Source organism: Alcaligenes sp. SJTW-7 (assembly GCF_047716895.1).
In the GTDB taxonomy this organism is placed as follows: Bacteria; Pseudomonadota; Gammaproteobacteria; order Burkholderiales; family Burkholderiaceae_B; genus Alcaligenes; species Alcaligenes ammonioxydans.
The window spans coordinates 739,747-753,059 of sequence record NZ_CP136682.1; the positions used below are offsets into that span (position 1 = coordinate 739,747).

At 57.4% G+C, this 13,313-nt stretch carries 10 protein-coding genes; 3 read left to right on the plus strand and 7 right to left on the minus strand.

All coding sequences use genetic code 11. From position 1 onward, the window contains the following. Positions 1-219: 219 nt before the first annotated feature. A complete protein-coding gene (locus tag RSQ48_RS03295; RefSeq protein WP_415302159.1) occupies positions 220-3,042 on the plus strand; it encodes an EAL domain-containing protein in 2,823 nt (940 codons plus the stop codon). A gap of 58 nt (positions 3,043-3,100) precedes the next feature. On the opposite strand, the gene lnt is transcribed toward RSQ48_RS03295, so the two are convergent. The 5 genes from lnt to miaB form a co-directional block, all read right to left on the minus strand. Next, positions 3,101-4,669: an apolipoprotein N-acyltransferase gene (gene lnt / locus RSQ48_RS03300; protein ID WP_415302350.1), complete on the minus strand. Its 1,569-nt coding sequence runs from the start codon at positions 4,667-4,669 to the stop codon at positions 3,101-3,103. Positions 4,670-4,706: 37 nt separating this feature from the next. Beyond that, positions 4,707-5,588: an HlyC/CorC family transporter gene (locus tag RSQ48_RS03305; RefSeq protein ID WP_039943754.1), complete on the minus strand. Its 882-nt coding sequence runs from the start codon at positions 5,586-5,588 to the stop codon at positions 4,707-4,709. A gap of 147 nt (positions 5,589-5,735) precedes the next feature. Next, positions 5,736-6,212, minus strand: coding sequence for an rRNA maturation RNase YbeY (gene ybeY / locus RSQ48_RS03310; RefSeq protein ID WP_003803700.1), 477 nt, complete (start codon positions 6,210-6,212; stop codon positions 5,736-5,738). Next, positions 6,205-7,200: a PhoH family protein gene (locus RSQ48_RS03315; protein ID WP_003803699.1), complete on the minus strand. Its 996-nt coding sequence runs from the start codon at positions 7,198-7,200 to the stop codon at positions 6,205-6,207. The genes ybeY and RSQ48_RS03315 overlap by 8 nt, the downstream gene beginning before the upstream one ends. A 3-nt stretch (positions 7,201-7,203) precedes the next feature. Continuing rightward, entirely contained in the window at positions 7,204-8,604 is a 1,401-nt protein-coding gene (gene miaB / locus RSQ48_RS03320; protein WP_003803697.1) for a tRNA (N6-isopentenyl adenosine(37)-C2)-methylthiotransferase MiaB, read from the minus strand. A 260-nt stretch (positions 8,605-8,864) separates the two neighbouring features. Between miaB and RSQ48_RS03325 the strand changes: the two genes are divergently transcribed. Then, positions 8,865-9,086: a ParD-like family protein gene (locus RSQ48_RS03325; RefSeq protein ID WP_003803695.1), complete on the plus strand. Its 222-nt coding sequence runs from the start codon at positions 8,865-8,867 to the stop codon at positions 9,084-9,086. Further along, entirely contained in the window at positions 9,083-9,850 is a 768-nt protein-coding gene (gene map / locus RSQ48_RS03330) for a type I methionyl aminopeptidase (RefSeq protein WP_003803693.1), read from the plus strand. The genes RSQ48_RS03325 and map overlap by 4 nt, the downstream gene beginning before the upstream one ends. A 599-nt stretch (positions 9,851-10,449) precedes the next feature. Here map and secF read toward each other — a convergent pair. Beyond that, complete coding sequence (gene secF, locus RSQ48_RS03335; protein ID WP_003803691.1) at positions 10,450-11,388, minus strand: protein translocase subunit SecF; 939 nt, start codon at positions 11,386-11,388, stop codon at positions 10,450-10,452. Between the two features lie 52 nt (positions 11,389-11,440). Continuing rightward, positions 11,441-13,312, minus strand: coding sequence for a protein translocase subunit SecD (secD, locus tag RSQ48_RS03340; protein WP_003803690.1), 1,872 nt, complete (start codon positions 13,310-13,312; stop codon positions 11,441-11,443). Position 13,313: the final 1 nt, after the last annotated feature.

Below are 13,313 nucleotides of genomic sequence, written 5' to 3' on the forward strand. Positions count from 1 at the left end.
AATCCCCTCTTAGGCGCATAAATGAAGGCTCTATAAGAAATTTGCGCTGCTCGGTAATCTAATGATGTTATGCTTCGATGAGTAACATTTCACCTGCAATCATTACGTTTTGTAGGCCGATCTCTGAGCCTGCATTTTCTATTTAATGGCGCTATGTCAGCAAAGCAGTGCATATCATCACCTCTGCCTGTTCCAGTGGATGCACAAAGACGAATCAGTTTGCGTGCTTTGCTGATTTGGGTGCTGCTGGTTTGGCTGTTATTGATTTCCGCGACGGTTACGGTCATTTACAAGCAGAATCAGGCAGATATCCGCTTGCAGGCCAGCAGTGGCCTTTTGCGACAACTGTCGGATATCAGTTATTCCGTGGCGCTGGCCGCGCCATCCAGCTCCACCCCGGCCCGTTTGCGTCAGCTCGACCAGCAGTTTCAGTCTGTCGTGCAGTTGCTTCGCGAGGGAGGCATGGTCGATGGTGTGGTTCTCGTGCCGCTGGACAAACCCTTGCTGGGACTGGTCTCGCAGTTGAGCAATGAGTGGCAGCGGCGGCTGATGCGCCTGGATTTTCCGGTCAGCTCGGAGCAGGTGCTTTTACCCGCTGCCAGTCTGAATGCCGAAGATTCCCTGTTCCGGCATAACACGCAGCAATTGCTGGACGCTTTTGACGTTCTGCGTGAACGTACTCGCTCCCAGCACCGCTGGACGATGTTTTTCATGCTGGTGCTCGATGCGTTGGCGCTGTTTCTCTCTTACTTTATGTTGCGCGCCTGGGTGGCCACGCCCTTGAGGCAACTGCTCGCCCAGGGAAAGGCCTTTACCCAGGGGCATTACCGCACAAAAAGCATCAGTTCCGGTACGGATGAAACGCGCTATTTGTCGCAGATTCTGAATGACTGCGGGTTGCAGATTCAACAGCGGGATGCCCAGCTCTCCATTCAGCAGCGCAATTTATCGCAGCTCAACGCCATATGCCGCAGCGTAAGTCACAACCCTTTATTGGGTATTTACGTGAGCCGCGACGGCCGCTTTGATTTTGTTAATAAAAAGTTGGCGGAAACATTGGGATATAGTCGCGCGCAATTGCGTCAGGAGTTCACGGTGGATCAGATTTTCCTGTCTCCACGATTTCCGTCCCTGACTCATACGGTGCCCGATTCGCGTTCAGGCGGCAGCAGTTTGCGTTATGAAACACGGGCATTGCGCCATGATGGCAAATCCATTGATGTAGAGATCTGTGCCATCCCCATTCGGCTGAATGGCCGTACGGCCATGGTGGCGGTGGTGCAGGACATCACCACGCGGGTGCGTAATGAGGTGACGGGCCGCTTGGCGGCGGTAGTCTATGAGAACACCTGCGAAGCCATTGTGGTTACCGACCGCTTTGGCCACGTGGTCGATGCCAATCCGGCCTTTAGCCGCATCACGGGCTATGAGCTCGATGAAGTTCGCGGACGCAGCTTGTCGCTCCTGAATTCCGGTCGTCAAGATCGCGAGTTCTATCGCAAGATGTGGCGCGAGATTTCAGAAACGGGGCGTTGGCAGGGGGACATCTGGAACCGTCGCAAGAACGGGGAGGATTTTGCCGAGCGCCTGACGATCAGTACTGCGTGGAACCCCGACGGCACGGTGTATCGTCACATCGGCCTGTTTACGGACATCACCAGCCATAAAAAGCGTGAGGCCCAGATGTGGCGGCAGGCGCATTACGATCATTTGACAGGCTTGCCCAACCGGCAGATGTTCCAGGATCGTTTGCAACAGGCTCGCGAGCAATCCCGCCGTACTGGTTTGCCCTTCGCCCTGATCTTTATGGACCTGGACTTCTTCAAGGATGTGAACGATTCCCTGGGGCATGAGAAAGGAGACGTGCTCTTGCAGGAAGTGGCCCAACGCCTGCAACGCTGTGTGCGGGTGACAGATACGGTAGCGCGAATTGGTGGCGACGAGTTCACTGTCATTTTGTCCGATATCAGTGATGCATCGATTGTGGAACGTACCTGTCGCTGTTTGCTGGACACGATTGAGGAGCCTTTCCAGCTGGGCAAGAACTCAGTGTCTGTCTCTGCCAGCGTGGGTATCACCTTGTTCCCCGAGGATGGGGACGATGCCGGTCAGCTTTTGAAAAATGCGGACATGGCCATGTATGCGGCCAAAGCGTGTGGTCGCAACCAATACTGCCGTTTTTTACCTGCCATGAGCGAAGCGGTGGAGGCTCGCCTTCGTTTCTCCCAGGATCTGCAAAAGGCCTTGAGCGAAAAGCAGTTTCAGCTCTATTACCAGCCTATTGTGGATATGCGTACGGGACAGGTCACCCGCGCTGAAGCCTTGATTCGTTGGGAGCATCCTCAGCTCGGTCTGGTGCCGCCTTCGGAGTTCATTCCTTTTTCCGAAGACTCCGGGCTGATTGTCTTGATCGGAGAATGGGTATTCGAGACGGCTGCCCAGGCGGCTGTCAGGCTGCGCCACGAGTTGGACCCCAGTTTCCGGGTCAGCCTGAACGTGTCACCCGCGCAGTTCAAGCTCAATGGTTCTTGTGCGCGGGAATGGGTGGAGTATCTGCAAACCCAGGGCATTCCGGGCGATGCGCTGGTGGTGGAAATTACGGAGCGTCTGTTGCTCGATGATCAGGGGCAGGCCTTGCAGCAGCTGCGCTCCTTGCGTGAATATGGCATGAGTGTGGCGCTGGATGATTTCGGCACAGGCTATTCCTCTCTGTCCCATTTGAAGCGCTTTTCCATCAATGTGCTCAAGATTGATCAGTGCTATATCCGTAATTTGGCGCTGAGCAGCGAGGATCTGGTCCTGACCCAGGCCATGATCGTCATGGCGCAAAAACTGGGTTTGCGCGTCGTGGCAGAAGGAGTGACCAGCCACGAGCAGCTGGACTTGCTCAACCATGCCGGCTGCGATTACATGCAGGGCTATTTGTGCTCGACGCCGATCCCGGCAGACGAGTTTGTGGATTGGTGCAAGACCTGGAATCGGGACCATGCAGGGGGATTTGCCGCGGGTCTGTATCCCGTGGGTCCCCAGGCGCTGCAGTAAGAAGGTCTGTTCAGGCGACGCGGTCGCTGGACATGTCGGCGTGCCGCACCCCCGGTGCTCAGGATGAGCGGCGAGCGCGCCAGGCAAACATAATCAGCAAGAGGCTGGCCCAGATCAGAAAGGGCAGGTTGCCGTATTTTACGTAGGGTGTCAGGCCAGTGGTGCCCTGTACTTCCACATCCAGTACGCCCGGTGTCAAGGGCGGCAGCACGGCGCGAATCCGTCCATACGGATCAATGGCAGCCGTCATGCCGGTGTTGGTCGCGCGCAGCATGGGACGTCCTGTTTCCAAGGCTCGCATGCGCGAGATCTGCAAATGCTGGCTCAAGGCCCAGGAGTCCCCGAACCAGCCCAGATTGCTGATATTTAGCAGCACGCTCGCCCCCTGCTGACCAGGGCGGCCCTGGACGGCCTGGATGATCTCTTCACCAAAAACGTCTTCATAGCAGATATTGGCCGCGACACGACCTTCTGGCAGCTGGAAAGGAGCTTGTGGCAGGGCGCCCCGGTGAAAGTCACCCAAGGGGATATTCATCATGTCCACGAACCACCGAAAGCCGGCGGGGATGAATTCGCCAAAGGGCACGAGATGGTGTTTGTCGTAGTAGGCAGCAGTGCTGTTGATGATGTCCTGAGGCTGAGTTTGGGGGGTGATCAGCAAGGCACTGTTGGTATAGCTGAGTTTGCCATCGACCGTACCGCGATCCATGGGTACGCCCAGCACCAGATTGGCTTGATGACGTTGGGCCAGTTCTGTCCAGCGCAACCAGAAGCTGGTTTCCAGACGGTTCTGCAAAACCGGGATGACGGTCTCGGGCAGGACAATCAGACGCGGCGCGTCCTCGGGGGATTTGGCGTCCAGATTGGCCAAGTCGTAATAGCGTTCTATGCCCTCGCCCATCGCGGGGCCAAACTTGGCGCTCTGGTCGACATTGCCTTGCACCAGCCGGGCGATGAACGGATCACCCTGAGGTTTAACCCAGGCGATATGCGGCAAACTGATGCCGATCAGGCCGAAAACCATGGCGATGCCAATACCAATGGCACTAGAAGGGCTCTGGTTTTTGTCTTTGGAGGCGGCAAACTGGGCGATGACCGCGGCACTGAAGGCGGACAGCCAGGCCAGACCATAGACGCCGACAAGTGGAGCCCAGCCGGTAAACATGCCTTCCGCATGGGCGTAGCCGATGTTCAGCCAGGGGAAGCCGGTCAGTAGCGTGCCCCGCAGCCATTCGCTCAGCGCCCAGCAGCTTGCAAACCCCGCGGACAATAGCAGTCGTGGTAGCCAGGCATCACTATTGTGTTTGGGACGCAGCTTTTGCCACACGGCCGCAGCCAGGGCGGGGAAAAGGGCCAGTGCAGCTGCCAGCAGCAAGACCCCCAGGGCCGCCAGCCAGGATGGCATCCCGCCATACTGGTGCATGCTGATGTAGAGCCAATACACGCCGACGGCAAAGTTGCCCAGACCAAACCAATAGCTGCGTCCGAAAGCTTGTCGTAACGACTGCGCTGCCATGATCTGCGAACAGGCTATGGCTAGCAGGGTGATCTGATAAAACGGCAGAATCCAGGAGGGCAGCGGGCCTATCGAAAAGGACAGGGCATGCAAGCCCCCCAGAGCCAGCATTAACGCGACGCGCAGCGCCTGGGGGACAGGTTTGGAATCAGGATTGTTCAAGATGGGGCTCGGCGGGTGTGGCTCGCTGAACGTGCAGCCAAAGGGCTCGTTTGGCATCGGCACGCACGACGGTGATGCTGATGCCGTCAAGCTGGGCGACATCGCCCCGGCGAGGGATGTGCCCCAGTTCGGATGCCAGCCAGCCACCCACGGTATCAAAGTCGTCGTTGGGCAGATTGGTATGGAACGCTTCGTTGAAATCGGGGATTTCGGTCAGGGCCATGACCCGCCAGCTGTCAGGGCCTGCCTGGAAAATGGTCTGTTCGGCATCTTCATCGTATTCGTCCTCGATGTCGCCGACAATTTGTTCCAGCACGTCTTCCATCGTGACCAGCCCGGCGGTGCCGCCATGTTCGTCAATGACGACGGCCAGGTGATTGCGGCTGCCACGGAACTCATGCAGCAGCACATTCAGGCGTTTGGTTTCGGGAATGAACACGGCAGGGCGGATCAGTGGCCGCAGATCCAGTGTGGGGTTGGCAATGGACAGCAGCAAGTCTTTAGCCAGCAATATACCGATGATGTTGTCGCGTTCCGTCTCATAGATGGGGAAGCGGCTGTGGCCCGTTTCAATAATGATGGGCAGCATCTCGGTCAAGGGCTTGGCGATGTCCAGCATATCGATCTTGGAGCGCGGCACCATGATATCGGCCACCGTCTTGTTGGCCATATCCAGCGTTCCAGCGATCATGGAGAGCGATTCGTCGTCGATGACTTTGCGAGCGTGGGCCGCAACCAGGACAGACTTAAGGTCTTCTCGGTCTTCGGGCTCGTGACGCCGATTGAAAAAAGCACTTAAGCGAGAGATAGGATTGTTTGAGCTGGCCTTGGAAGGGCGGGGCTCAGGGTCGGTAGCAGAGTCTGACATTGTCCGAAGGACGAGTTAAGGAAAAATTAAGCATAACCGAAAAACGATGACAAGGTATGGACCTGTCATCATTCGCAAGGCGTGAAGCACGGCGCGTATTGATGCGGTTTTGTCATCGGCGGCCACACGAAGCCGGCACAGCGCGCGCTAGCGTTCCTGATAGGGATCAGGAATACGAAAGCTGGCCAGCACGGCTGTTTCCAGTGCTTCCATGTCCTGGGCCTCGTCTTCTTCGAGGTGGTCATAACCCAGCGAATGCAGGCAGCCGTGCACAACCAGATGAGCAGCATGATGCAAAAAGGGTTTGTCTTGTTCCTGGGCTTCACGTTCCAGAACGGGCAGACACAACACAATGTCGCCATGGACCACGCCGTCTTCGTCCTGACCATATTCAAAGGTCAGCACATTGGTCGCGTAGTCGCGATCTCGGTAGCTCAGGTTCAGGCTTTGGCCTTCCTGGGCTCCCACAATGCGCAAGGTGGCAGACAGACCCGTAAAGCGATCCTCGGGGTGGATGCGTTCGACCGCCATCTCAAGGGTGCGCTGCATCCAGCGGCGGATACGGGAGCGGCTCAGTTCGGGACATTCAACAGCGTACTGGACGCTCAAGGACAGATCAGGCATCACCGGCTCGTTCGTATGCGTCCACAATTCGCGCAACCAGGGGGTGGCGCACCACATCACGGCTGCTAAAGCGCGAGCAGGAAATACCTTGCACGTTTTCCAGCACCGTGACGGCATGGGTCAAACCACTGCGCTGGCCTTTGGGCAAGTCCACCTGGGTGGGGTCACCAGTAATAACGGCCTTGCTGCCAAAACCGATACGGGTCAGGAACATTTTCATCTGTTCCGGCGTGGTGTTCTGGGCTTCGTCCAGAATCACAAAAGCATGGTTCAGCGTGCGGCCGCGCATGTAGGCCAGCGGTGCGATCTCGATGGTCTGCTTCTCAAACAGGCGCTGCACTTTTTCCACGCCCATCAAGTCGTACAGGGCGTCGTACAGGGGGCGCAGATACGGGTCCACCTTTTGGGCCAGATCGCCGGGCAAAAACCCCAGCCGCTCACCGGCTTCCACTGCCGGCCGGGTCAGAATCAGACGATGGACGGATTCGCGCTCCAGTGCATCAATGGCGCAGGCCACGGCCAGCCAGGTTTTGCCGGTACCGGCCGGGCCGATGCCAAAGTTGATGTCGTGGTTCAGAATGTTGCGCAGGTACTCGCGCTGACCAGGGGTACGTGGCCGCAGGTCGCGTTTGGCCGTGCGCAGGGAAATGTCGTCCTGACCCACAGGAGGCAGCTCGGGCAAAGCCTCTGGCGCAGGTTCCTTTTCGTGGCTGCGGCTGGCGCCCAGCTCGACCAGACCCAGTTGGATATCGTCGATATTGAGCGCCCGATGCACTGCGCGCGAATGAAACCAATCAATGGCCTTGGCGGCCTGTTCCGCACGCGCGCCTTCAATCGAAACATGGCTGCCACGCCGACGCAGCGTGACGTCGTAGGCAATGGCAATCTGCTTGATGTTCTCGTCCAAGGGGCCACACAGATTGGCCAGATGGGTGTTGTCCCCATCCAGACGCACAGCAGTGGGCAGGCGGCGGCGTTGACTAGTCATAGATCAGGCTCCTGCAACCCGGTCATGGGTCACGATTTCTCCGCGCAATGTGTTGGTCAGTACCTGGGTGACATGCACATCCACGATTTGTCCGATCAGGCGAGGATCACCCGGGAAGTTGATGATGCGGTTGTTTTCGGTACGGCCTTTCAGTTCCGAATCGTCTTTGCGTGAGGTGCCTTCGACCAGAATGCGCTGCACGCTGCCGACCATGGCCTGGCTGATGGCCTGGGCCTGTTCGTTCACCAGTGCTTGCAGGCGGTGCAAACGGTCCAGTTTTTCTTCTTTGCTGGTGTTGTCTTCCAGGTCGGCGGCAGGCGTGCCAGGGCGACGGGAGTAGACAAACGAGAAGGACTGGTCGAAATTCACATCGCGAATCAGTTTCAGGGTTTTCTGGAAATCCTCTTCTGTCTCGCCGGGAAAGCCGACGATGAAGTCCGAGGAAAGGACGATATCCGGTCGGGCTTCGCGCAGGCGGCGCACGATGGATTTGAACTCCAGCGCAGTGTAGCCGCGTTTCATGGCAGCCAGAATACGGTCGCTACCTGCTTGCACCGGCAGGTGCAGGAAGGGCACGAGCTTGGGCAGATTGCCATGGGCTGCGATCAGGCGCGAGGTCATTTCCTTGGGGTGCGAGGTGGTGTAGCGAATGCGCTCGATACCGGGAATCTCGTGTACGTATTCCAGCAGCATGGCGAAGTCGGCAATTTCGCCCGCCACGTCGGTAGGGCCACGGTAGGCGTTCACGTTCTGGCCCAGCAGCGTCACTTCACGCACACCCTGGTCGGCCAGGTCAGCCACTTCCATCAGCACGTCGTCAAAGGGACGGGAGACTTCGGGGCCGCGGGTGTAGGGCACCACACAGAAGCTGCAGTACTTGCTGCAGCCTTCCATGATGGACACAAAGGCCGAATAGCCTTCCACGCGTGCGGGGGGCAGGGCGTCGAATTTTTCGATTTCCGGAAAGCTGATGTCCACCTGCGAGCGGCCGCTGTTGCGCCGCTTGACGATCAGCTCGGGCAGGCGGTGGAGTGTCTGGGGGCCAAACACCACATCCACGTAAGGCGCGCGACGAATAATCGTGTCACCTTCCTGGCTGGCCACACAGCCACCCACGCCAATGACCAGATCGGGATTCAGCGCCTTCAAGTGCTGGACCCGGCCCAGGTCCGAGAACACCTTTTCCTGCGCCTTCTCGCGTACCGAACAGGTATTGAACAGGATGATGTCGGCTTCTTCGGGATTGGTGGTCAACTCCACGGGGCGATCCTGATTCAGGATATCAGCCATTTTTTCGGAGTCGTACTCGTTCATCTGGCAGCCAAAGGTGCGAATGAAGAGTTTGCGGGCAGGTTTGGCGGCAGCGTCCGCCGTGTCGGGGCTAGGGTGTGTGGTGTCAGTCATAAGAGAAGCCGTGACGGGTGTATATCCCGCGGGCCATTGAGAATGAAGAATCGAGCATTATAACGCCCCGTCTTACAGGGGGCACAAACAAGGGACTGTTCTTGTTCAACTTGTTGCGGGCAGGCCGCCCCTCAGAGGTGCGTTTATGGGAAGCCGCCACAGGGGTGAACTGGCCGTATCTGACGCGTTCAACTCGGCCCTCTTGCGAAGGGCTTTCTATGAATATATGATTCATATGTGTTTCATATAGAGGTTGAGTGATGGGTATTGTCAATATTGATGATGAGTTACACGATCAGTTGCGCAAGGCGAGCACCGTTTCGTGTCGCTCCATTAACGCGCAGGCTGCCTTCTGGATACGTATGGGTTTGCTGTGCGAATTGAATCCCACTTTGAGCTTTAACGACATCGTTGCCCGAGAGATGAGGGCGGTCGGTTTGGGTGAGCCGGCGGTGCCCCTGGAACAAACGGAGCCCGCATGATCAAGACGGCAGGCGAAATTGCCTTGATGGCCGAGTCGGGTCGTTTGCTGGCGCAAGTGTTCACGCGTCTGGATCAGTTGGATCTGATTGGCATGAACACCATGCAGGTCAATGATCTGGTCGAGAGCTACATCGTCCAGGACCTGCAAGCCCGGCCCGCCAGCAAAGGGCAGTACGGTTATGCCTATGTTCTGAACTCATCGCCCAATCAAGTCGTGTGTCACGGTATGCCGTCCACGGCGGATGTGTTGAAAGAGGGAGATATCGTGAACTTCGATATCACCCTGGAGAAGAATGGCTTTATCGCGGATTCCAGCAAAACCTACACGGTGGGGCAGGTTACGTCTGCTGCGCAAAAACTGGTCGATGCCTGCTATATGGCGATGTGGAAAGGCATACAAGCCGTGCGTCCGGGCGCGACTTTGGGTGACGTGGGATTTGCCATCTCGCAATACGCACGCACGAACGGCTACTCCGTTGTGCGCGATTATTGTGGGCACGGCATCGGACGAGAAATGCATGAAGCCCCCGAGGTCCTGCACTGGGGTACGCCGCGCACAGGCTTGCGATTGAAGGAGGGCATGGTGTTCACCATTGAACCTATGCTCAATCAAGGCGGTCATGCGGTGCAAACCGGGAAAGATGGCTGGACCGTACGTACCTGTGATGGCTTGCTGTCGGCACAGTTTGAGCACACGGTGGCTGTGACAGAAAGTGGTGTGCGTGTATTGACGCTGCGGCCGGATGAAACCATCCCGCATTAATTAAGTAGACTGCGCTTATTTTGTTCCCTCGACTGTCGGATTGTTGTGTCTTATCCGGTCCTTGCAGCGTGTGGGCTGAGAGTGGCGGCGATAAGCTCTATCAGCCTTATGGAAATGAGATTCGCTCTAGACAGCGCTGGAGCCGCTACAGCAGTAAGGTTCTGCCATATTGCCATCGCAGTATTGCTCGCTGTATAGCTGTCGTGCCGAGGTCTCTCTTTAGATCAATATAGGGTGGCAGGCCTTTGTTTTCTTGGGGGACCCGAGCCGGTCAGCTTGGCGGGCCATTCGCCCGTGCGGTGCACGGGTCCCCTTGTCAGTGCTCTGCTGCGGGCGGGTCGTGAACTCGGAGCGCAGTTTGTCCCCCGGACAAACCACAAGCGTGCTCCTCAAACAGCACGACCCTTGCATCCCGCATCAGAGCACTGCCTGTGGCGAACGGCCTGACTCGCCCCGCCGACCGGCTCGGGTCCCCCAAGAAAACAAAAAGAGGCTTGTTGCTGCCACCCTATTGCTTGCAATCTAGCAGCCTTAGAAACAAAAAAGCCCGACATTGTTTTAATGTCGGGCTTTTCTTTAACAGCGACTAAAGAAGCAACTTAGCCTTCTACAACCTCGCCGCCTTCGTCTTTCTTGATCGGCTTGACCAGATCCTCACGTTTCACGCCCAGCCACATGGAAATAGCGGCAGCCACGAACACGGAGGAGTAGATACCAAACCAGATGCCGATGGTCAGCGCCAGCGAGAAGTTGTGCAGTGTGGGGCCGCCGAAGAAGAAAATCGACAGCACCATCATCTGGGTAGAACCGTGGGTGATGATGGTACGCGAGATGTTCTGGGTAATGGACAGGTCGATAATCTCGGCTACCGACATCTTGCGCTGCTTGCGGAAGTTTTCACGGATACGGTCCATCACCACAACGGATTCGTTCACGGAGTAACCCAGCACCGCCAGCACACCGGCCAGTACCGACAGCGAGAATTCCCATTGAAAGAAAGCGAAAAAGCCGAGGATGATGACCACGTCGTGCAAGTTGGCAATGGCACATGCCAGTGCCAGCTTCCATTCAAAGCGGAAACCCAGATAGAGCAAAATACCGGCGACCACAAAGGCCAGGGCCATCAAGCCGTTATGCAGCAACTCCTGTCCCACCTGTGGCCCGACGAACTCCACACGACGCAGTTCTACGTCCGGGTGTTGCTGCTTCAGTGCCTGGATGACCTGTTCGCTTTGCTGGGTGGAATCCTGCCCATCCAGGATGGGCAGGCGGATCATGATGTCCTGGGAGGTGCCGAAGTTCTGTACCTGGAAATCGGTGTAGCCCAGAGACTGGACCGAGCGGCGCACATCTTCGACCTGTACGGTTTGTTGATAATGCACTTCCATGACTGTCCCACCGGTAAATTCGATGGACAGGTGAAAGCCGCGCACGATAATAAAAACAACCGCTGCGATAAACGTCAGAAAACTGATCAGGTTCAGCACCAGTGCATGGCGCATGAACGGGATAGTGCGGTGAATACGAAAAAATTCCATGATGCTTTATGCCTGTAGTTGGGCCTGGCCGGCTTGCGCCGGCCCTGGCGCTTTACTTCTTGTCCTGTGGCTTCCAGACCTGGCCGATCGAAATCCCTTGCAGGCGACGACGGTTGCCATACCAGAGATTGACCAGGGCACGAACCCCAACCACCGAAGAGAACATGGAGGTCAGAATACCGATCACGTGTACAACCGCAAAACCGCGGATGGGGCCGGAACCGAAGGCCAGCAAAGCGACACCCACAATCAGGCTGGTCAGGTTGGAGTCGAAGATCGTGGCCCAGGCACGATCAAAACCCAGGTGAATGGCCTGTTGCGGGGAAGCACCATTGCGCAGTTCTTCGCGGATACGCTCGTTGATCAGGACGTTGGCGTCAATGGCCATGCCCAGCGTCAAGGCAATGGCGGCAATACCCGGCAAGGTCAGGGTCGCCTGCAGCATGGACAGCACGGCCAGCAGCAAGAGCACGTTGAAGGTCAGGCCAATGGTCGAGAACAGGCCGATCAGGTGGTAATACAGCATGATGAAGATGGCAATCGCAATAAAGCCGTACAGCGTGGCGTTAAAGCCCTGGCGAATATTGTCGGCACCCAGGCTGGGGCCAATGGTGCGCTCTTCGATGATGCTCATGGGCGCGGCCAGTGAACCGGCACGCAGCAGCAGGGAAATGTCAGCCGCTTCCTGGGCATTCATGCTGCCGCTGATCTGAACCTGACCGTTGGGGATTTCGCTGCGGATAACCGGTGCAGTGACCACTTCACCCACGCCATTCTCAAACAGCACAATGGCCATGCGTTTGTTGATGTTGTTGCGGGTAATATCGCGAAAGATCCGTGAACCCTTGTTGTCCAGCGTCAGGTTGACAGTGGGCTGTTGGGTCTGCGAGTCGCGGCCGGGCTGGGCATCCTGCAGGTTTTCGCCTGTCAGGATTACCTGGCGACGCAGCAGCAAGGGGGCGCCACCGCGCTCGGTATAACGCTCCAGCCCAAAAGGCACGGTGCCCGAGTTCAAGGCAGCAACGGCAGCGGGGGAGTCTTCCACCATGCGCAATTCCAGCGTGGCAGTACGACCCAGGATTTCCTTGGCCTTGGCCACATCCTGCACGCCGGGCAACTGGACGACGATGCGGTCGGAACCTTGTTGCTGGATAACTGGTTCAGCCACGCCCAGCTCGTTGATCCGGTTGTGCAAGGTGGTGATGTTTTGTGTGAGCGCGTTTGTCTGGACTTGAATGGTGGCGGTCTCGGTCAGCCGCGCCGTCAGCCCGCTGTCGCCCGCAGGGGTAAAGGCCAGGTCGGGGATGGCACGACGAAGCTCAGACTGGGCGCGGTCGCGTTCGTCAGCCGAAGCAAAGCTCAGGCGCAGGGACTGGCCTTCACGCTCAATAGTGCCAACCGGTACCTTGGCTTCACGCAGCACACTGCGGGCGTCCGCGACCATGGAGTCGTAGCGGGCTGTCAGGGCGCCTTGCATATCGACCTGCAGCAGAAAGTGTACGCCGCCACGCAGGTCCAGCCCCAGATGCATGGGGTGCGCGCCCAGCGCGGTCAGCCAGGCGGGCGAGGCAGACACCAGGTTCAGGGCGACGGTGTAGTCGGGAGCAGACGCGGCAGAGTCCTTGTTCAGCTCGCGCTCGATCAGGTCCTTGGCCTTGAGCTGGACGTCAGTAGACGCAAAACGGAAACGCGCTGTGGCGCTGGGTCCGTTCTGTTCAAAATACGAGCCCGTCGTAGGGATATTGTTCTGCTTGAGCAGCGCTTCAACATGCGTGATCAGGCTGGTTTCAAGCCGGACCGTGGATTTGGCGCTGGAAACCTGCACAGCAGGAGACTCACCAAACAGATTGGGCAAGGTATAGATCAGGCCGATCGCCAGCGCGACCAATACGATGGCATATTTCCAGAGGGGATAACGATTCATG

What these genes read in the sequence shown, in the direction of transcription:
- miaB (WP_003803697.1), bottom strand. Translation starts at nt 8,604, where the DNA reads ATGACTGACACCACACACCCTAGCCCCGACACGGCGGACGCTGCCGCC.
- RSQ48_RS03325 (WP_003803695.1), top strand. Translation starts at nt 8,865, where the DNA reads ATGGGTATTGTCAATATTGATGATGAGTTACACGATCAGTTGCGCAAG.
- RSQ48_RS03315 (WP_003803699.1), bottom strand. Translation starts at nt 7,200, where the DNA reads ATGACTAGTCAACGCCGCCGCCTGCCCACTGCTGTGCGTCTGGATGGG.
- secD (WP_003803690.1), bottom strand. Translation starts at nt 13,312, where the DNA reads ATGAATCGTTATCCCCTCTGGAAATATGCCATCGTATTGGTCGCGCTG.
- RSQ48_RS03305 (WP_039943754.1), bottom strand. Translation starts at nt 5,588, where the DNA reads ATGTCAGACTCTGCTACCGACCCTGAGCCCCGCCCTTCCAAGGCCAGC.
- lnt (WP_415302350.1), bottom strand. Translation starts at nt 4,669, where the DNA reads ATGCTGGCTCTGGGGGGCTTGCATGCCCTGTCCTTTTCGATAGGCCCG.
- ybeY (WP_003803700.1), bottom strand. Translation starts at nt 6,212, where the DNA reads ATGCCTGATCTGTCCTTGAGCGTCCAGTACGCTGTTGAATGTCCCGAA.
- map (WP_003803693.1), top strand. Translation starts at nt 9,083, where the DNA reads ATGATCAAGACGGCAGGCGAAATTGCCTTGATGGCCGAGTCGGGTCGT.
- secF (WP_003803691.1), bottom strand. Translation starts at nt 11,388, where the DNA reads ATGGAATTTTTTCGTATTCACCGCACTATCCCGTTCATGCGCCATGCA.